Source organism: Paenibacillus sp. M-152 (genome assembly GCF_003856555.1).
In the GTDB taxonomy this organism is placed as follows: Bacteria; Bacillota; Bacilli; order Paenibacillales; family Paenibacillaceae; genus Paenibacillus; species Paenibacillus polymyxa_C.
Genome location: NZ_CP034141.1, coordinates 4,637,673 through 4,656,435 on the forward strand (window position 1 = coordinate 4,637,673; position 18,763 = coordinate 4,656,435).

Below are 18,763 nucleotides of genomic sequence, written 5' to 3' on the forward strand. Positions count from 1 at the left end.
GTTTAATTCAGCACTGTAAAATGTCGCTCTGCCAAAAAACGCTCCAGCTTTGTAGTCAATCGCATTTTTTCCTCATCACTCGCAGCAACCAGTTCCAAATAAAGCCGGCCTTTGCCTCGTGCCCGTTCATTTCCATCAGCTTCTTTTGTACCACTCAAGTCAGGCTGACCCATGCCGTTCCCTTCTGATCCGCCATCGCCGGCTCCAATCCCACTTATACGAACCTGCTTGGCAGATGATCTGCCTCCGCGCCCGGTTGCATTTCTGCTTGGCACAGGGGTATGGCCTACAATCCTGTTCTCACCGTCACGTCCACCTGTGTTTACATATAACGTATTGGCTCCCAGAGGCATGACACCTTCCTCACGTTCACCTGTAAACAGCAATCCCTCGCCTTCTAGCCCTAACAGCAGTTCTTCATAAGATAGACTGCCATCATGGGAAAGCGAATAATTCGTCAACGTGCCACGCATATTTTTCCCGGCCAGATAGGTATCAAGCTGATGCTTAATCAAACTCATCGACTTTCTGGCATTAATTTCGATAATGGGCTCCAGCTTTCCACCACGAAGTGTCATGGAGTCTATGCATACATCGCCGTAATATCCATCCCGATACAATTGCTGTCCCACATCCTGCATTAAGCTAAAATAGCCGTCACGCTCCAGACGCTCCATAAAAGCCCTGTCCGGCGATAGGGATTCCCGATAGGCGAATTGAGTATTGGCCAGCCATTGCACAGATACGATGTCGACACGCCCATCATCGCCAATCGTAAATTGGCATGAAAAATCCTGCTCTTTCTCCAGAAAAGGCTCCAGCAAGAACAGTACCCGTTTGCCTTTGCGCTCCTGTCCACGCAAATACGATACGACCCGATCCAGCATTTGTGTCGAAGTAATGTGCAGATTGCCTTTGCCCGATACGCCAAAATCATCCTTGATTAAAAAGCTTCCATCCCGCAGCAGTTTACGCCCTGCTTCAGCGACATCCGCAAACGAAGTCACAATATGACCAGGGTTGCGCAGACCAAGACTGCGTTTCAGCTCAGAGGAATAGGTTTTGGCATTTACCTTGCGAATCGTTTCCAGCGGCGGCTGATGCAATGTAATTCCCCAAGCACGTGCAGCCTCCTCCACATGCGGCAACCCCGCAAACGGACTGAGCACGCAGCCTTCCAGTTGAGGAAAACCTCCCCCGGCATCCGTCTTGCGACTGCTCAGCAGCTCAAAAACAGAAGCGGCCGCCACATTGCCCGCCTGTTCCATTCCGTCAGTCAAATCCCGTTCGTTTACAGCCGGATGAAAGCCCAACTGCGCGATATACTGACGATGTACGGGCGAAATGGCGTAACGTGTCAATAGAGCGTCTCCCGGTTGGCAAAAGCTAAATAGCAATTCATCCATAGCTGCTACAATGGCAGAAGAAGCCCGGTCAGGCAGGGCGGGCAGGGAAGCTAGCTCGCTATCTCGCCAGTAAGCCTCCGCTTCGAACGTTCCCATATATAAATGACGCTGGTTAGGTATCGCATTCATATGATTCGCTTCCTTTCCTGCTTCATTATGAACCTAGTACAGGGTAGCGCTACTGGCTCGCGCTCGTATAATCACGTAGAGCAAACTGCCATATCAAGCGAATAATCGCCAGCAGCCAGAGAGGTGCGAGAAATGCCCATAGCATCAAACCGGGTTCCATTTTGCCGAGAATGAACATGGGCGGAAAATTACAGATGACAAACACCGGAAGCACAAACAAGCCAATACGCTGAATCAGGTTACTGTACACGGCCATTGGCACATAGTTTGTCTCGAAAATGCTGTTGGATAGCTCTGTAACACCGTTCGTGCGAATAATCCAGAAGGCCAGCAGTTGGGGCAGCAAAAATACGGAGTATGCCGTAAGCACTCCGCATCCGAGCAGCACGGAGAACCCTCCTACGGTTTCCAAATTAAACGGCAATCCGAGTCGATGCCAGCCGACCCCCGTCATAATTCCGCCGCCAATTACATTCGGTAAGGTATAGCCCAGCTCAAATTGACGCAGTGTCACCATAAATTGCAGGGATACGGGTTTGGTCATGAGCACGTCCAGTGAGCCAGTCCGGATTTTTTCAGGCAGGCTTGTAAAATTACTGTAAAATAATCCACTGTAAAATCCGCTCATCATCGTAAACACGCCAATATATAAAAGTATGGCGTCAGGAGACCAGCCGTTAATGTCCGTCCCTGCCCGGTATGGAACCGAGGCGTACAGCAGCTTGATCAGCAAATAAGCCGTTTCAACTAGAAAGGCTGTTATAAAATTAATGCGATATTCCATCTGCGACATGACGGAAAACTGGACGAACTTCCAGTACAATCTGAGGTAACGTCCAACGTTTCGAAAAACATGTTTCATGTTAACCCCCCACCGAGACAAAGCGTTTGACTCCGGCTTGCCACACCCAGCGTGATACGGCCGCCAGCACTGCAATCCAGATCCATTGCACGCCAATGCCTTCGGCGGCTTCCAGTACAGTCAGCTTGCCCGTCAACGCATTCACCGGAAAAAATACGGTGTAGCTGAACGGCAGCAAACTGAACAGACGGGCCAAAGCATCTCCAAAAATCGTCAGCGGAAACACGGTACCGCTAGCTACATAAATAACCAGCGACAGCGTGTAAAATAGTCCTGCCGATTCCGTCACCCAAAAGGCTATGCCGCTGAGCGCGTAATAGACCACAAAATTAAGCACAAGCGCTCCCGGCAATGCCAATATGTAAAGCAGGATATGCGACAGCCCGAAGCTGATTTGTCCTTCCAGGCTAAGACATAACAACAAAATAGCAGCCGCCAGCAGCACGACTGCAGACTGTATGACTTTGCCTCCGATAAACCGGCAAAAACGGTAAGCAAAATAATGCACAGGCTGTACCATGAATTTTGCCAGTCCGCCTTCCTTGATGTCTGTAGCAATTTCGTATTCAAAGCCCGTGGCAATCAGTTTTCCAGTTACCCCTGCCATAACTACATACACCAGCATTTCCGACAGAGAGTAACCCAGCACACTTGCTTGTCCCGAAGAACCGAATACCGCAAGCCAGAGAAATATTTGTGTCATGATCGGCAACATAAACCCAGCCATTTGAAGCCAATAATTGGCCCGATACTCCATTTCGTTTTGCATGCCAAGCTGGAGTACCTTCACATATTTGTTATTTCGCATCGGCCAGCCTGCCCCCATCGTACAAATTGGCTATCCCCTCTTCCAGCGGGACGTCCTCAATCGTAAAATCAACGACAGGCAGTGCGTCCAAAATCTTTTTGGACCAAGCCAACGTATCTTCTGCATCCAGCTCAAATACCGCCTCCAGCTCCGAGTTGGAGCGAAGTTTGCCGAGGCTCGCCAATGTTAGGTTGGATACGGGGTTCTCCAGTCGAACCTTAAGTAATTTACGGGCACCGATGACCTCATTCACCTTGTGTAAGTCTCCGTCATACACCAGTCTGCCCCCACTGATAATGATGGACCTAGTGCATAGATCCTCAATGTCCTTCATATAGTGGCTTGTCAGCAAAATGGTCGTCCGGTGGGTGCGGTTATAGGCTTTGAAAAACTCTCGAATTCGCCGCTGAGAAACAAGGTCCAGTCCAATGGTCGGCTCATCCAGTAAAATGACCCGTGGACGATGCAGCAGCGCGGCGATCAGTTCCATTTTCATACGCTCGCCGAGCGATAGCCGCCGAACCTGCACATGAAGCTGCTCCTCCACCCCAAGCAAAGTGACCAGTTCATCCAGCGCCTCTTTATAACGATTATCATCGATTTCGTAGATAAGCTTGTTCAGCTCGAACGACTCGCTTGCAGGCAAATCCCACCAAAGCTGGTTTTTCTGTCCCATCACGATGGAAAACTGACGTTTAAACTCTTTTTGTCGCTTCCAGGGAGTAAAGCCGAGTACCGATGCCTCCCCGTCCGTGGGATGGAGAATGCCGGACAGCATTTTGAGCGTTGTTGTTTTGCCCGCCCCGTTGGGACCAAGAAATCCGACAATTTCTCCTTCCTCAATGCTAAAGCTAACATCCTGTACAGCCTTCTTGGTCAGCTGTTCACGCTTAAACAAATTTTGTAGCGATTTGCGCACGCCCGGCTCCTTTTTGTAGTACGTAAACGTTTTCGACAATTGGTTTAATGTAATGGACGGCAATGAATTCCCCTCCTCTTTCCTCTATGCGTGATACCTGGATGAACGCGTCTGATACAACTGAAGGCTTTTGACTACTCGGCTGCTTGCTCTGTCAAAATCATCAGTTCTTCCAGCATATGACGCTGTCTTTCAATCAAATGCAGAGCCCGTTCTGTAATCTCAGGCATCCGATGCTTGCGCAATTGGAGTCCTGTTTTGTAAATATGCAGATTAAGCTTGTGCCAATCCGCGTACAACGCCTGTGCCAATTCAATGATATGCTGTGCTTGCGGCCCCAGCGTAGCTTGATGCAGCAGGCAATAATCAGCTGTATAATCCGCCAAATGAAGAGCGCTGCCCAAGCGCAGATTGTAATAAATTTCATGGCAGAACGTCCGAAACTCCTGATCCTCCATGTCTTCTAACAGATGGAAGTCACCGACAAATGCCCGGTAACCCGCATCTCCCCGCTTGACATGCTGGTCTGTTGTAACTTTTTCACCCGTCACATACTGACGAATATGGTAAGCACACGCAGCATGCATCTCCCTTGGCGAAAGCGGGACAGGCTGCTCCACCAGCCATGCATACTCAATAATGCCCTGCATGAGGTCGTCGAGCCGGGCTGAGCCCACATAAGTCATCGCTTGTCCCGAGGAATCGAGCAGGAAGCTATCATTCACCTGTACCATCCGTTCTTGCAAGTCCAGTCCGTACAACTCAATCACATGACCCCTTGGGTAATTTTTCACATATACATCGTGATAGGTTAAAGCGGTGCTCGATGTGTGCAGCATCGTACCATAACCAGATGTGAGCACCCGCAACAGATCGGTTTCATTGCTGACTCCTTCGACCCACGGTTCTACTCGAATAACCGGTCCGCCACTGGCGGCCATTTCTTGAAGCTGCTCCGGATATTTCTCCGGTCCGAAGCGCTTCAAATCTCCACCATACTCCGCGCACATACTCCCACACAGCATGAACAGCTCGGCTTCGGCCATGTTCACCCCATACCTCTGCAATGAAGTACGCAGGGAAGAATATACACAATGCTTTCCTGGGAGAGCATTTGCGATTTCCTCTGCACTATGATCAACAATGGAATTATGACGGGTCACCATATCGGACTGCAGCATAGGTCTTGTCTGTTCAGCGCCCTTATGCATATTTGCCCAGCAGACGCTCAATGCCTTGCAGTGTAGATAAATGCTCCAGCACCAAATCGTCGTCCTCCATCGTAATATCAAGCTCATTTTCCAATTCAACAATTAATTCAACAGCGGATAAGGAATTCAGGCCCAAGGTTCGCAGGTCCTGATCCGAAGTCAACTGTTCCAGCTCGCCGGGAGCCAGCTTCAAAACCTTTTCCAGCAAAGGTACTACATGGTATACGTCTGTTTTCATTCTCAATTTCCTCCTATTTATGAGCATCCTAATCCAGCAATGATACCTTCCAATTTGTGTGCATAAGCATCCGCTTCCTGCCAACTGTCTGCCAAAATAAGTGTGAAAATCCGGTTCACATAGCCCCGCTTTACAGGAATGCCAGACAAGGTACCCGCCGTATAAACAAATACCCCTTCAGGCCGTTCGGGTGTATAGAGCAAGCCTTCCTCCGCCAGCAACCCGCACAAACGGCTGTAGGTGAGAGGTGTAGCGGTCACGTTGCGGTAATAACGGGACAAGGTCTTATGCCGTTCTCCCAAGACAGAGGACAGGAACGAGATGTAAGTAGACAGGGTAAATCTGCCATTAATCTCGATCACCGGAATCAGCAAACCATCTTCGTCAACAAAACCGTCAATGGAAGCCATTCCCGTATACCCGATGGAATAGAGATACGTTCCCAACTGATAAGCACATCGTCTCACTTCTTCCTCCAGCGTCTCGCCAATATCAGCGGGAACCTGGGAGCCGATATAGACTGTACCGTCTACGTTTTGCCTTTTTAGCGAAAACATCGTCACACCGCCGCCCTCGTCAATGCAGAGCTGGTAGTTCAGATCCATTTGCTTATTGTGCCAGCGCTCCACCAGCCAGCCGCCAGAAGACGATGACGAACCGCCAAAGCGTCTCATCACACTCAGCAGCGTGTCCAGCTTGGACAGCTCGTCCAGCATATACATACCTTGTCCCGAGGCCCCGTGTGGCTGCTTGATAATCAGCTTCACAGGCTCGTCCGATAAGCCAGCCAGTCTCTCACATTCTCTGCGAATTGCCGCTTCGTCTGCACATACAGCGCCCTCGCTGACAGCAAAACCAAGCTTTTGTGCGGTCAGACGGCTAAATATTTTATCATTCACCTGGGCGCATACCGCAGATGGAGCACCGATCAACTCCAGCCCACAACGCTCCGCAATCGCTTCCTCCTGCGGTGTGACCGCATAGGGTACGAGCCACGCTTTGGCTCCGCCGCTGCTATGGCCTGCATCCGCAACCGCACGTAGTCGTGCCAAAAGTGCGTCATCCGCCAGTACTAACTCTGAAATCGGCGTTAGCGGATCAGAAGGCTCTGGCACCTCAATACGCGGCAGGCTGAAACCTAACCGCTGAAGCATGTCCAGAAATGCCTCATCCGGCTGTTCACGGAGTACAATGACATCCTGACTTCGGCATAGCAGGAGATTCATTTCCTCCATCCGGTTTACGACCTGCTGTTCATCCCGGTCTACCATGCCCCCCTTCCGGGGGGATGGATGCCACACTTGCTCTGCGCCGATATTAAACAGCCAAATCAGGACCCCATGATCCCGTTCATGAGCAAGTGCTTCCACAAGGTTAATCGTTTTAGTCGTCACGTCTTGTCATCATCCCTCTCTCTTCCATCTAGTAGCAAACAATATTCCATAGGAGATTCATAGGAAACTAAATGTATTTCAGAGAGCCTGCCCCATGCAGATACAGCACACTGCATTTGGAGCACACCGGCGTCAATCCTTCATGATTAATCTTTTGACGGGTTTTTTCATACGCATCCGAATTCCATATTTCCTTCAGACTGTGCTCACGCAAACTTCCAATCGTGAACTCACTGAAAAATTTACAAGGCATAACCTTTCCGTCTGGTAAAATATCTGTTCTGGAGGTGAGCGCCAAACAATGATTGGAACAACGGCTGACCATTTCCTCGCCATGTATAAATTTATCAATTTCCTCATAATCCAAGCCGGGCTGATAACGCACGCGAATGTTCCATACCCGCTCATTGATCCGCTGTAATTCCTGCATCAGAGGGTCGATGTTAGCCGGGTTGATTTTATATTTAAAAGCATGCCAGCTACTAATATTTTTTTCTTCAAGTTGTCGGAGCCAGGAGAAATTACGTGTAAAATATTCATCCATTTTAAAGGAGGTTTCTTTGGAAATGTACCAGGGGAACGTTAGCAGCACCAGATCCAGCCTCTTATCCTCCAGCATTTGCAGAAATTCGTACATCCGTCCGATCATGTTATCGTTAATGACCGCATGGACAGTTACCCGTCCCTTGTACAATCCCTGATCGCGAAGTTCAATCAGCTTATCCATCTGCCGCATTGTTTTCTGAAAGGTGCCTTTACCGCGTATTAAATCGTGTTCTTTTTCAAAACCCTCAATCGCTATTAACAACTCCAGATTTTCGGACAAATCCAAAATCCGGTCCAAATATTTATCAATGAGTAGTCCATTTGTACAAAAGGTCATTTCACGCCGATCTTCCGCCAGCACGTCCAAAATTTCATCAAAGCGCCGGTGAAACATCGGTTCACCACCCCACATGTACAGTCTGGACTTCACTTCCTTCGTTTCGCTCAAAATCTGCCGAAGCATATCCGGGGCAAGATCCATATTCTGTTCTTCTTTATCCATTTGGTGATGATAGCCTTCCTCGTTCCATTCAAAGCAGTGCGTACATCTTAAGTTGCAACGGTTAGTCAGCTTAATACCGATCGTCTGGGGCATGTCCGTTTTGAAAGCCGGATCCTGTGTTGCGTTACGATAAGACACGGAAGCGTTTTTCAGGTTACGCTTGATGAGCTTGAAAGCCTTCTCATCAATCAGCACATTGCTTTTGGGCTGCATGCTAACACCTCGTTTAATGGATTTTCAGGCAAAGTCTACCCTGCGTTCAGACTGTCTCCATACCTTCCGGGTGCGACACTTGCTCCGCATCGCTAATTCCTTGAATGTAACTGCAAAACGCATCTACTGAACGGAGATGTTCCAACTCAAAGGAATCAAAATCAATCTCCACATCAAATGCATCCTCCACTTGCAGCATGAAATGAACCAACTGCAATGAATCCAGTCCCGCATCATGAATAATGTCCGAATGTCCATTCAGCTTAGCGACCAATTCAGGATCCTCCTTGACCGCGCTGATCATTTCAATCACTTGGCTTTGCATAGCAAACTCCTCCTTGTGAATGAGATCCTACTCTTCCGTCCAACGATGCCCTTTGAAAAGCTCCTAGTAAAATTCCTTGATTGGAACTATATTCAATTATACTCCTCCATTGAAGAGACAAGTCAATAGGTTGTTTTGTAAGTAAAAGTCGCAAAATGTAAATTAATGTATGATAACTTCTACAAATTTTTCTGCATTTATTATTCATTTATAGAAGCTACACTTGAAAGTGATCAGCCTCTTCCCTCTTGTATGAAGTGCGTAATTATTTTACAATATACACGAAAATATTTTTCTTAATTTCATTTAATTAAATGATACTTTTTTTCACAAAAGCATTATATAGCTAAAGGAGCACAGCTCATGTCCCCCATTCTTCATACATTATCCCATCGACTGGAGCAGTTGCCTGTACAAGAGCGTAAGCTGGCGGAATCTATCCTGCAAGCCCCGGAGGATGTGCTGCATCTGGGTATTCGGGAACTGTCAGAGCGTTGCGGTGTGAGTGCTGCAACCGTTACACGGTTTTGCAAATCACTACATTTTAAAGGGTATCCCGATTTCAAAATGAAGCTGGCCGCCGAGTTGTCCCATTCCAACCTTACAGGTGAAGAATCCTATCAGGACATTGTGGCTGGAAATTCACTTTCCCGTATCGTGCAGGCTATTCAGGCAAACCATACGGCCTCCATTGCAGACACCACCCGGTTGCTGGATTTGGGCAAGCTGGAGCAGGCCATTGCATGGCTGTCAGCCACAAGCCGTATTGATCTCTATGGGATGGCAACATCCTCGATTGTGGCACAGGATTTTTACCAGAAGCTGATCCGTATTGGCAAGAATAGCACTGCCTTCGCAGATTCTCACATGCAGATTACCTCTGCCTCCTCGCTCGGAGCGGAGGATGTGGCCTTTGCCGTCTCTTATTCAGGAGAAACCCAGGAGACCATTGCGGCTCTACGCTGTGCAAAGGAACAGGGTGCCAAAACTTTATCCCTGACCTCCTTCGGAAACAATACGCTGGCAAGCCTTGCGGATATTGCGCTATTTTCCTCCTCATTGGAGGAAGGAATGCGACGTGGAGACATGGCCTCCCGCATCGCCCAGCTTCATATTATAGATATCCTGTTTACAGGTATGGTGAGCGCGAATTTTGACAAATATATTCCGAGATTGGAAGGTTCATATCAACAAGTGAGTAAGCTTAAAAAACAACCAGGGGGGCACTAAAGATGAACATTCGCATTTTGAACAGCCGTGAAAACCTGAACGCTACTGCTGCCACTGTGATCGCCAGCTTGCTGCTGTCCAAACCACAAGCTATGCTGGGCTTGGCCACCGGTAGTACGCCGATTGGCATTTACCGACATCTTGCGGATATGTACTGCAAGGGACAGGTGAGCTTTGCTCGCGCCTACTCCGTGAATCTTGATGAATATGTTGGTCTCTCCCCAGAACATCCGCAGAGCTACCGAAGCTTTATGAATGAGCACTTGTTTCAGCATATCGACATTCCCATATCTCATACACGCGTCCCTAACGGGAATGCCCTAAATCTCACAGCAGAATGTGCAGCGCACGAGCAGGCCATTCTGGATCATGGACCTGTGGATCTCCAATTGCTTGGCATTGGTCATAACGGCCATATCGGCTTTAACGAACCCGGTCACAGCTTGACCGGAGCCACACATGTTGTAGATTTGAAAGAAAGAACGCGCTCAGCGAACGCCCGATTTTTTGGCGATATCAATGCAGTGCCCAGACAAGCAGTGACGATGGGGGTTGGCACCATTCTTAAGGCGAAGCAAATTATGCTGGTGGCCTTTGGCGCAGAGAAGGCCGACATTATAAGGCAGGCTTTAACTGGACCCGTCACAACAGAGTGTCCGGCTTCCCTGCTGCAATGTCACCCCAACGTGCTTATTTTACTGGATCAGGAAGCAGGAGGATGGCTCAAATGAAGTCAGATGAAATGAACGGTAACATACCGCAGCTATTGTATGGTCAAGTCGTCGTTGGGAATGACATCATTCCCAACGGAGTTGTCATCATTGAGGGGCAATCCATTGTATACGCTGGTTCAGAGGAGGATATGCCCGTGGACTGGACCTCATTGGTCTTAGGCAATCCTGAAGAAGTTGCCACACAAGCGGCGAATGTTGTTCGTCAGGAGGAGGGGTACCTGCTGCCAGGCTTTATTGATATTCATGTTCACGGCGGTAACGGTGAGGACTTTATGGACTCTGATCCGAGGGTGCTGGATGCAATCACCTCTTTTCACAGTTCGCAAGGAACGACGGCTATGCTGGCTACTACTATGACCGCGCCCAAGGAACGAATTGAACGGGTATTAAAAGAAGTTCACACATACATGGCATATCCCATGCCCCATGCGCAGTTGGAGGGGGTGCATCTGGAAGGACCTTTCATTAGTCCGAACTGGGCAGGAGCACAAAACCCGGAACATATCGTGCCTCCGAACCTCGCTTGGATGGCAGAATGGGAGCAGCGCTATCCGGGCCTTGTTCGCCAGGTCACACTTGCGCCTGAACAAAATGGTGCCCTTGAACTCATCGCATGGCTGCGTAGCCACGGCATTACTGCGGCACTCGGTCATACGGATGCTACGTATGAAGAGGTTGAACAGGCAGCATCGTCGGGCCTGAACCATGCCGTTCACACCTTTAATGCCATGACTCCACTGCATCACCGCAAGCCAGGAGCTGCGGGAGCCGTACTCGCTGATCCGCGCATTGAAGCAGAAATCATCGCAGATGGCATTCATGTGCATCCTGCTGCTATTTCCCTGCTTGCCAAGTTAAAGCAGGACCATAATCTCATCCTCATCACCGATGCCATGTCAGCCACCGGGCTGGAAGATGGTCATTATAAACTCGGTGATTTGCCAGTGATTGTACAGGACGGTGTTGCACGACTGGAGGATGGCGTCACTTTGGCAGGAAGCACACTAACGATGATTGAGGGCTTCCGTTATCTAGTTCAACATGTAGGCTTGAGTATCCCCGAGGCATCACAAATGGCTAGCCTGAATCCAGCTCGATCCCTGAACATAGCTGATCGAACAGGTTCACTTGAAGCAGGTAAACAAGCAGACGTCTTGTTGCTGAATGCCGACTTAAATCTGCAAGGTGTATGGATTAAAGGAGTGCGCAAATCGTTATAGTTATATAATCCCCGCAAAAGAAAGAGCTATTCCATCAGCGTAACTCGCCGAGATGGGATAGCTCTTTTTGGGATATTCTCAATTAAGGGTTTGAATTAGCGATGATTCATCGGTGCGGGCGTATTATTTTGTGGACGTGTTGGTGTTGTATTTTCCATTGGACGGTTTGTATCAGCCGCCGAAGTCGGGAATACACGTTCAATCACATCCACCATTTCATTGCTCAAGCCTCTGATCGGATGACCATTTTGTACACTGCGTGTAAAGTCAGAGGTTTGTCTAACAAAGTCCGGGTTAGCCGATACATGCACCTGTTCAATGGAAGGTGCAAATTGCTTAATCTTGTTAGCAATACGGCTCTTGACTGCATCAGTTGGTTCATATGCAGTTCTTGCTCCCTCGATGGTGTTGTTGCCGTTATCTGTGCGATTGTTGTTGTCCGTTAAGCCACGCAACATACCGTACGAGCCTGTACCCATCGTACCGAACAAACCGTCATCACGACGTGCAGGTGTTCCATTCCCGGTAACTCCATTGTCTGTCATTCCAGGCGTTGTAGTACCTGTAGTTCGGTTTCCTCTGGTGCCATTAACGCCATTCACACTCGGTACATTCCCGTTACGCCCAGTATTATTAGCACTCGGAGTACCGTCAATGCTTGGAGCACCGACACCCGTTCCGTTAGCTTGGTCTTTCAAGGAAACGGCTACATAGGCATGTCGTTCACCAACCAATACTGTCGCAGACTTTACATCCGGCATCTCGGATATACGTTTGGACAAGTTGCGATCGACTTGCAGATTACGGATTGGATGTCCGGTTCTGTTGCCATTTTCATTCAATGACATCCCGTCCATACCGTTGGATTTAACCCCATAACGATTCACACCATCCATACGGTTTACACCATCTAAACCATAACGGTTCACACCATCCATATGCTGTGTGCTTTGCGCGTTATAGCGTGTACTGTTCGTACGAACGTTATGATCAGCATTTCCACACCCGGTTAAAGCAGCCATGCTGGCAAGTAAAGCAGCTGAAATCGTAAAACTGATGACTTTTTTAGTTCCTGGCATGAACTCATCCTCCATACATATAAAATGTGTGACGAGATTAGCATGCGCCATCAATCTTAGGGATATCCTGACTAAAAAATGACTGAAAAAATAAAATTTTAATGTAAATATGAAATAGAATTGATGATTTACCACAAGATGGCATGTATAATAAGTTTGAAATACTTAATTTTACAAAAAGGAGGATTTACAGTTTGAAGAAGCTCACCGTTTTGATGCTCATTTTTTTGTTATCCGTCACTCTTATCCCCGCCGGTGCTTTTGCAGGCTCCACTACACCTGAAGCACCGAAAGCTCCCGCCGGAAGCTGGACAGAAGGCCCACCACCTAATCGCGTTGATCCTACCAAACCCGCACTATTGTTTGTACATGGTTTGAACAGTAGCGCCGAAGTGTGGACCAAGAATAATAATGATATGCTTCAGCAAGCACGTGACGCTGGGTACCAGACGGCCACCATTAATTTGTACGATGCGAATGGCACATCCCAAGATATGTGGGACAATGGCAAGCTTCTAGCCGACAAAATCAAAGTCATTAGTAATCATTTCGGAAAAAAACTCATCATCATCGCCCACAGCAAAGGTGGAGTGGATACTCAAACCGCTCTCGTGTATAACGGAGCAGCTCCTTATGTACAACGTGTCATCACCCTCAGCAGTCCCCATCATGGTTCACAACTTGCAGATCTCGCCTACAGCAGCTGGGCCGGATGGCTGGCAGATATCGTCGGCTCACAAAATCCCGGCACCTCTACGTTACAAACATCTTATATGAAGTATTTCCGAACCAAAACGGATGCACTCAGTAACGCGACTACAATTCCATTCTTCACGTTTGCAGGTGATAACTGGTCTGGCGGCACTGCTTCCTACATACTGGGTGGAATGTATCTCTCATCCTTCGGCAAAAATGATGGAGTGGTCACAGTCGACAATGCTAAGCTTCCCGGCGGACGTGTAGTTAAAATCGGTTCCTGGGATCATGCCAAGGTTCGTACCGGTTCTTACGTCTTTTCCCTGATCCTACCTTACCTCCAAGCGAACACTCCAGCATTGAATCAGGAAACTGAGGCATTTTCAGCAGCGTCTTCCCTGACTGCTTCTGCTGTACAATCCACCTATAACGAGATCGATAATTCATATTTTATTCGAGGCGGCGATTATAATGGAAAAGCCTCCGAAACCCTCACGGTTGAAAATGGTGTCCAATCCATTGATCTGGACTGGATCAGCGATAAACGTGTAAGTCAGCTTGAGCTGACCAAACCTGACGGTACTAGCGAATTGCTTAATGTGAAAGCAGGTCGTGATGAAGAAATCTTTGCTGGTGCCTGGCATCATAGTGCAGTAGTTACCAATCCCCAACCAGGCATCTATAAGTTGAACGCCGTAATTCCTGATCATGGTGCATATCTCCTGATTGCACGCTATCATGCCGCTCAGGTCCCTGAGCTCAAATACAATCTAAATGCAGTGGGCCCGAGACTAAATCTGAAGTCCCAGGATTCCCCAACCAGCGTTACACAAGTCACTTACCAAGTTCAATACTATGGTGATCCGCAACAAGGAATGACTACAGCGTTCAAAGGTCTGACATTGCAGCAAAAAACCGTTACTCCTACTGGGCAAATTGAGCTTTCCAAAGCGGACAAGCCAGGCATCTATTCCGTAACCTATGAAATTAACGGCACCACAGCAGCAGGATATCCTTACCGCCGTACAGCAGTTCAATCCATTTATATTGACGCTGACGGCAACAAGTATGTTGACTAAATAAATACAACCTAAAAAGCCTGCAAACACCTATCATAGTGTAGGCGTTCGCAGGCTTATTTATTATTCCAAACATCTTTTATAGAGAAATTACAGTGTAATCCATGTATTGTGTTCAATCCGTTGTCTGATTCTTCAGTTTATGAAGCCAATAATAGCGGTGCAGCTCCATAATAAAATGAAAAAGAACAAATGCAAGCATGGAGTATACACACATCAATACTGTAGCAACGAATTGTTGTGTAGCAAATCCGAGGGAAAGATTGGCTATCAAATAACCAGCCCCGGTAAATGTGGTCATTGTTACTACAGCTTCTCGCTTGTGTTTTTTCTTCACTTTTGGTTCTTTCTTATAATTTGAAGGATTTTTGAATTTCGCCAGATGATATTTGATATAGCAGTACAAGGCGATTCCATAAGCGGCAAAAGAACTTATAAAATACCATGGAGTATCCAGACCCAACATACCATAAGCAAACTTTTGTGTCATAATCATGAAGCCAATAGAGCATACCAAACCAAATACACCACGGAATAAAACATAATTCAACTGCAATTTGCGTGGCATTATGACCAGTACAAGCGCCCAAATATTAATCAGAACAATCGGTGGCATCAGCACATAAACATAAACTGCAATGTAGGGATTTCCTATTAAGGGAATAGTCAAAAACAGATCTAACAGCAATAAAACAAGAATGATAACATTGGAGCGAATACTATTAACTGGATACAACTTCATATTTTTTTCGAATAAAGCCCTGCTATCACTCATAAACATATAAGCCCTCCGTCACATAAGTTAAACCTACCGATAAGGATAGACAAGGCTACATCCATTGTCCACTTTTTCTATATCTCTGTCTTCAGCTCTTGACGTAGTTCTTCAATAAAATCAACCACGATACTTTGAACAGCATCTTCACGGGACATACGTATATACCGACTCGTCCTCTGAATGTCTTCCTCGAACAAATACAGTATCCTGCTCATGGCCTCCTGATCCCCACTTTGTGCTAATTTGAGCCATTGGACGAACTCAGCATCCGAAATAACTCTTTGAGCATTTTCTTTTTCCATTTATTCACCGCCTGTTGGGATAGCTTTAACTCTTTTGCAATCTGTGCTTCGGTTTTGTCTAGTATGTAAAGGTCAAAGATGATCATTTTTCCGATCTCAGAAGATAGAGAGTTGATAAGCTGTAGTGTGTACATATTGGAGTTTGCAGATTCTGTAAAAGATGGAGCGATGACAGTTTCGTTCTTTTCCATTACAAATTCATGATTGGTTTGTACCCGAGCACGATACTGGATTCTCCAAGCAATGCGGTACAACTTCTTTCGGTATTGTTCGACCAATGTTAGCTGAGATTTTTCCAATATAAATCACCCTTTCTCTTTGGATTTGACTTTTTCTAAATCCTCATATTATAGGGTAATTTGCAATTCTATTTTACAACCAAAACAGAACACTTGTTCTTATTTATTATACTATTTTTACAATCAGTTGTATATGGTTCTTTTAATTTACCTTCCTTTATATATGGCTAAAAAGGAGGGAAATACATTGCAGATGGATGATGCTCTTTCTTTGGTTACCAACGTAGGCTTTCCGGCTGGACTTTGTTTTATTTTATTGCGGCACATCCTGCACACGATGGAGGAAAAGTTGGATAAGCTGGATCTCTCACTTCATGAGCTGATTCAGGTCATCCAAGATTTAAACGACAATAACAGCCCTTCTTCCAAAAGCAGCAAGCCTGATGAATAACGAACACAAAGAAGCTCCACACGACGATTATTCGCCGTTGGAGCCTCTTTGTTCAGCTATTATAAATGTAATGATTATTGGCTAGCCTTAGCCTGGTCATGACCACTCTGTTCAGCACGGTTCACATCAGAAGCGGACAGGCCATAAGCCCAGTTGCTTTGTGGCGGTACAACCCACACGGTATCTGGATCATCGTTAAGTGTCCAGCCCTGATAGACCAGCTGGGAATCTTCCTTGCCCAGCGATATGCTCAGCGTAAAGCGGTGAACAGGCTTGTTCAGCTCGGAGGCTTTGCGCAAGGCCTGATTGCTAGCCAGGTTCTTGATTTGCTGTGAGAGGGAAGTTGCCGTATCACCGGCTACTGACTTGCCGTTTAGCGTCCAAGATGCGGAAGCACTATCTCCAGTTCCACTGTTACCGGAGGATCGGAGCATCCATGAGGCATTCTGGCCTTCCCACTCTATTCCGCTCAGCTTGGTATCATCCCAATCAAACGGCGTTGTATCTGTAAAATCATCAGCACCCAGCAGCAAACCCGAAAGTGTATCTATAGGTACGGAAGCTATCTCTTTTTGGTCTGATAGTACATAGACAGCATCTCCGGAAGGCAGCGTTTCACCGAAGGCAAAGGTACGAACGTCACCCTTCTTGGTCTTAATCTCAATCTGGTCATTGGTAGCGCTAATTCCATATTTGGCTACGTCTGTGGGGGATGATTCCACGACACCACCCATCTTTACATTTTGAATCGCAGCTAGCCAATTGTCTATTGTATATTGATTTAACGGGTAAGATCGTGGCTTACTCATGCTCCATTTGCCATCACGTTGATTAAGTTCCACTGACTTGCCGTCCTTTCCAGTGATCGCAAAAGACGTAATATCTCCTTGCGTAAGCTGAACGAGCTGGCGAGCCGCCGGGGCTTGTTCACGAAAGAAGTTTTGGCTCTTGGCATAGATTATACCCGCTCCCAATACAACTAGCAGCAGCACTGTGGGTATCCATTTTCTCATGCACTTTTTCGCCTCCACCATAATAAGATTCCGATCACCGCGAACAGCAGCGGCAATCCGACGACAGATATGGCCAATACCGTTTTCGCTTGTGCAGCAGTTAAATAAGCTACCTTAAAATCCTGCTCCTGACGAGGACGAATAGTGAGTCCATCAGAGTGTTCCTGCACATAATTCAAGCTATTCAGCACAAAGTCTCGATTCCCTCCTGTGCTGATCTCCGTGTCGCTTAGAAGGGCTGACGTTCCGAGAATAACCGCTTTGGGCTTGCCGTCTTTCCCTTCTACCGCGTAACCGAGATCAAGCGGACCCTGTGGGTCCTTGTCATCCTTCTGCGTTTCATTGTTCAGCAGTCCCTGGATATTCGTTTCGCCATAGCTTGCTGCAGAAGATTTCATCAATAGCGTCGTCTTCCAATCCTTCTGCTCTCCTGCCTGCAAAGCAATAGACAGCGAAAGAACAGGATATAGATTAGAGGCCGCCAGTTTATCAGTAATCGCATGACTGCCAAAGGTAGGAACCGTCCATAGAGGGCCCAGCGTATTCGTCTGTTCCTGATCCACCACGATAGCATGAGTATCTTTCACTCCATAATCAGTCGCTAATGCGTCAAGATTTTTCCAGTTGGACCCCATGTTCGGGTGAAATCCTAACGCCATAAAAAGCTTTCCACCATCATTCAGATACGTACGAATACTTTTCAATTCCGTCGCGCTAATATCCCGCTCTGGTCCAACAATAGCCAGTACAGACGCATCTTTGGGCACACTACCCGCTTGATTAAGCTGAACTTCCTCTGTTTTCACATTATCTTGCGCCAATGAGCTGCTTAATTCGGTCATTTGGGACAAAGGAATTTCCTCATGCCCTGTCAGAAAAACCATTTTTCCTTGACGGGTAGATGACAATGCCAGCAGTCCACTAGTCAGCTTTTCTTCCCCTGTAAATTGGTATGCCCCTTCACCACTCCCCTGGGCTTGCGTAAATAGGCTTCCAATATCTATAACCCGCTTTTTCTCTCCCTGCACCAGCACAATGGAGGCTGCAGTAACACTATACTGCTTAGCCAGTATCGGTTCCTGATTCAAATCGTATTGCTCGACTTTGAGCTTCTTGTTACGCTTGGCATATTCATTCAGCATATCCGTAACATCCCGGTTCAGCTTCTGATTCTGCGAAGTGGATACGGTAAAGGCAATTAATCGTACGTCTTCCTTTACACCCTGAATGGTCGTCAACGTCTGATCAGACAGCGTATACTGCTTGCCTGCCGTCAAATCCAGTTGAAAGCCTCCCAGCGAGCGCAGAAATAACGTCAATAGAATAAAAATACCTACAGCAGCAATTGATAGTACCATACTATTGGTATGACCCAGCCATTTTTTCATA

Annotated in this window: 20 protein-coding genes; 5 read left to right on the forward strand and 15 right to left on the reverse strand. The window is 47.2% G+C overall.

Going from position 1 to position 18,763, the window contains the following annotated elements; genetic code table 11:
- Positions 1-2: 2 nt before the first annotated feature.
- The 9 genes from EGM68_RS20220 to EGM68_RS20260 form a co-directional block, all read right to left on the reverse strand.
- Positions 3-1,535 carry a hypothetical protein gene (locus EGM68_RS20220; RefSeq protein ID WP_129549900.1) on the reverse strand — a complete coding sequence of 511 codons (1,533 nt, stop codon included), beginning with the start codon at positions 1,533-1,535 and terminating at the stop codon, positions 3-5.
- Between the two features lie 49 nt (positions 1,536-1,584).
- Complete coding sequence (locus EGM68_RS20225; RefSeq protein WP_129549901.1) at positions 1,585-2,397, reverse strand: ABC transporter permease; 813 nt, start codon at positions 2,395-2,397, stop codon at positions 1,585-1,587.
- 1 nt (position 2,398) lies between these two features.
- Complete coding sequence (locus EGM68_RS20230; RefSeq protein WP_025678798.1) at positions 2,399-3,205, reverse strand: ABC transporter permease; 807 nt, start codon at positions 3,203-3,205, stop codon at positions 2,399-2,401.
- On the reverse strand, positions 3,195-4,187 hold the full coding sequence (locus EGM68_RS20235; protein WP_040102991.1) for an ABC transporter ATP-binding protein: 993 nt from the start codon (positions 4,185-4,187) through the stop codon (positions 3,195-3,197). Before EGM68_RS20235 ends, EGM68_RS20230 begins: the two co-directional genes overlap by 11 nt.
- A 71-nt stretch (positions 4,188-4,258) precedes the next feature.
- Positions 4,259-5,335 carry a hypothetical protein gene (locus tag EGM68_RS20240; RefSeq protein ID WP_206099035.1) on the reverse strand — a complete coding sequence of 359 codons (1,077 nt, stop codon included), beginning with the start codon at positions 5,333-5,335 and terminating at the stop codon, positions 4,259-4,261.
- Positions 5,328-5,573, reverse strand: coding sequence for an acyl carrier protein (locus EGM68_RS20245; RefSeq protein WP_040102989.1), 246 nt, complete (start codon positions 5,571-5,573; stop codon positions 5,328-5,330). Before EGM68_RS20245 ends, EGM68_RS20240 begins: the two co-directional genes overlap by 8 nt.
- A 17-nt stretch (positions 5,574-5,590) precedes the next feature.
- Positions 5,591-6,967, reverse strand: a complete 1,377-nt coding sequence (locus EGM68_RS20250) for a preATP grasp domain-containing protein (protein ID WP_040102988.1) — start codon at positions 6,965-6,967, stop codon at positions 5,591-5,593.
- Between the two features lie 67 nt (positions 6,968-7,034).
- A complete protein-coding gene (locus EGM68_RS20255) occupies positions 7,035-8,228 on the reverse strand; it encodes a radical SAM/SPASM domain-containing protein (RefSeq protein WP_013372787.1) in 1,194 nt (397 codons plus the stop codon).
- Between the two features lie 46 nt (positions 8,229-8,274).
- Entirely contained in the window at positions 8,275-8,553 is a 279-nt protein-coding gene (locus EGM68_RS20260; RefSeq protein ID WP_013372788.1) for an acyl carrier protein, read from the reverse strand.
- 363 nt (positions 8,554-8,916) lie between these two features.
- Here EGM68_RS20260 and EGM68_RS20265 point away from each other — a divergent pair, with 363 nt between their 5' ends.
- From EGM68_RS20265 to nagA, 3 genes are read left to right on the forward strand one after another with little or no spacing between them, the layout of a single operon-like run.
- Complete coding sequence (locus tag EGM68_RS20265; RefSeq protein ID WP_058712477.1) at positions 8,917-9,783, forward strand: MurR/RpiR family transcriptional regulator; 867 nt, start codon at positions 8,917-8,919, stop codon at positions 9,781-9,783.
- 2 nt (positions 9,784-9,785) lie between these two features.
- Positions 9,786-10,514 carry a glucosamine-6-phosphate deaminase gene (gene nagB, locus EGM68_RS20270; RefSeq protein ID WP_129549902.1) on the forward strand — a complete coding sequence of 243 codons (729 nt, stop codon included), beginning with the start codon at positions 9,786-9,788 and terminating at the stop codon, positions 10,512-10,514.
- Positions 10,511-11,737 carry an N-acetylglucosamine-6-phosphate deacetylase gene (gene nagA, locus EGM68_RS20275; protein WP_129549903.1) on the forward strand — a complete coding sequence of 409 codons (1,227 nt, stop codon included), beginning with the start codon at positions 10,511-10,513 and terminating at the stop codon, positions 11,735-11,737. The genes nagB and nagA overlap by 4 nt, the downstream gene beginning before the upstream one ends.
- Before the next feature lie 95 nt (positions 11,738-11,832).
- On the opposite strand, the gene EGM68_RS20280 is transcribed toward nagA, so the two are convergent.
- The gene (locus tag EGM68_RS20280; protein WP_058830468.1) at positions 11,833-12,816 is read right to left on the reverse strand and encodes a YhcN/YlaJ family sporulation lipoprotein; all 984 of its coding nucleotides are present in this window, start codon (positions 12,814-12,816) and stop codon (positions 11,833-11,835) included.
- Positions 12,817-13,010: 194 nt separating this feature from the next.
- On the opposite strand from EGM68_RS20280, the gene EGM68_RS20285 reads away from it, so the two are divergent.
- Positions 13,011-14,591: an esterase/lipase family protein gene (locus tag EGM68_RS20285; protein ID WP_013372793.1), complete on the forward strand. Its 1,581-nt coding sequence runs from the start codon at positions 13,011-13,013 to the stop codon at positions 14,589-14,591.
- Between the two features lie 115 nt (positions 14,592-14,706).
- On the opposite strand, the gene EGM68_RS20290 is transcribed toward EGM68_RS20285, so the two are convergent.
- From EGM68_RS20290 to EGM68_RS20300, 3 genes are all read right to left on the reverse strand, one after another.
- Positions 14,707-15,372: a hypothetical protein gene (locus EGM68_RS20290; RefSeq protein ID WP_129549904.1), complete on the reverse strand. Its 666-nt coding sequence runs from the start codon at positions 15,370-15,372 to the stop codon at positions 14,707-14,709.
- Between the two features lie 71 nt (positions 15,373-15,443).
- Positions 15,444-15,584 (reverse strand): hypothetical protein, encoded by a 141-nt coding sequence (locus EGM68_RS26235; protein WP_230493740.1) that lies wholly within the window; start codon positions 15,582-15,584, stop codon positions 15,444-15,446.
- 23 nt (positions 15,585-15,607) lie between these two features.
- Positions 15,608-15,970: a hypothetical protein gene (locus EGM68_RS20300; protein WP_040102982.1), complete on the reverse strand. Its 363-nt coding sequence runs from the start codon at positions 15,968-15,970 to the stop codon at positions 15,608-15,610.
- Between the two features lie 187 nt (positions 15,971-16,157).
- On the opposite strand from EGM68_RS20300, the gene EGM68_RS20305 reads away from it, so the two are divergent.
- On the forward strand, positions 16,158-16,361 hold the full coding sequence (locus EGM68_RS20305; protein WP_013372797.1) for a hypothetical protein: 204 nt from the start codon (positions 16,158-16,160) through the stop codon (positions 16,359-16,361).
- A gap of 74 nt (positions 16,362-16,435) precedes the next feature.
- On the opposite strand, the gene EGM68_RS20310 is transcribed toward EGM68_RS20305, so the two are convergent.
- Both EGM68_RS20310 and EGM68_RS20315 read right to left on the reverse strand, forming a co-directional pair.
- Positions 16,436-17,374, reverse strand: coding sequence for a DUF4340 domain-containing protein (locus tag EGM68_RS20310; protein ID WP_129549905.1), 939 nt, complete (start codon positions 17,372-17,374; stop codon positions 16,436-16,438).
- Entirely contained in the window at positions 17,371-18,762 is a 1,392-nt protein-coding gene (locus EGM68_RS20315) for a GldG family protein (RefSeq protein ID WP_129549906.1), read from the reverse strand. Before EGM68_RS20315 ends, EGM68_RS20310 begins: the two co-directional genes overlap by 4 nt.
- Position 18,763 lies beyond the last annotated feature (1 nt).

Excerpts from the sequence above, each read along its gene's own strand:
- EGM68_RS20315 (WP_129549906.1), bottom strand. The coding sequence starts at position 18,762 with ATGAAAAAATGGCTGGGTCATACCAATAGTATGGTACTATCAATTGCT.
- EGM68_RS20290 (WP_129549904.1), bottom strand. The coding sequence starts at position 15,372 with ATGTTTATGAGTGATAGCAGGGCTTTATTCGAAAAAAATATGAAGTTG.
- EGM68_RS20265 (WP_058712477.1), top strand. The coding sequence starts at position 8,917 with ATGTCCCCCATTCTTCATACATTATCCCATCGACTGGAGCAGTTGCCT.
- EGM68_RS20245 (WP_040102989.1), bottom strand. The coding sequence starts at position 5,573 with ATGAAAACAGACGTATACCATGTAGTACCTTTGCTGGAAAAGGTTTTG.
- nagA (WP_129549903.1), top strand. The coding sequence starts at position 10,511 with ATGAAGTCAGATGAAATGAACGGTAACATACCGCAGCTATTGTATGGT.
- EGM68_RS20280 (WP_058830468.1), bottom strand. The coding sequence starts at position 12,816 with ATGCCAGGAACTAAAAAAGTCATCAGTTTTACGATTTCAGCTGCTTTA.
- EGM68_RS20310 (WP_129549905.1), bottom strand. The coding sequence starts at position 17,374 with ATGAGAAAATGGATACCCACAGTGCTGCTGCTAGTTGTATTGGGAGCG.
- EGM68_RS20230 (WP_025678798.1), bottom strand. The coding sequence starts at position 3,205 with ATGCGAAATAACAAATATGTGAAGGTACTCCAGCTTGGCATGCAAAAC.
- EGM68_RS20255 (WP_013372787.1), bottom strand. The coding sequence starts at position 8,228 with ATGCAGCCCAAAAGCAATGTGCTGATTGATGAGAAGGCTTTCAAGCTC.
- nagB (WP_129549902.1), top strand. The coding sequence starts at position 9,786 with ATGAACATTCGCATTTTGAACAGCCGTGAAAACCTGAACGCTACTGCT.
- EGM68_RS20260 (WP_013372788.1), bottom strand. The coding sequence starts at position 8,553 with ATGCAAAGCCAAGTGATTGAAATGATCAGCGCGGTCAAGGAGGATCCT.
- EGM68_RS26235 (WP_230493740.1), bottom strand. The coding sequence starts at position 15,584 with ATGAGCAGGATACTGTATTTGTTCGAGGAAGACATTCAGAGGACGAGT.
- EGM68_RS20225 (WP_129549901.1), bottom strand. The coding sequence starts at position 2,397 with ATGAAACATGTTTTTCGAAACGTTGGACGTTACCTCAGATTGTACTGG.
- EGM68_RS20240 (WP_206099035.1), bottom strand. The coding sequence starts at position 5,335 with ATGCATAAGGGCGCTGAACAGACAAGACCTATGCTGCAGTCCGATATG.
- EGM68_RS20220 (WP_129549900.1), bottom strand. The coding sequence starts at position 1,535 with ATGAATGCGATACCTAACCAGCGTCATTTATATATGGGAACGTTCGAA.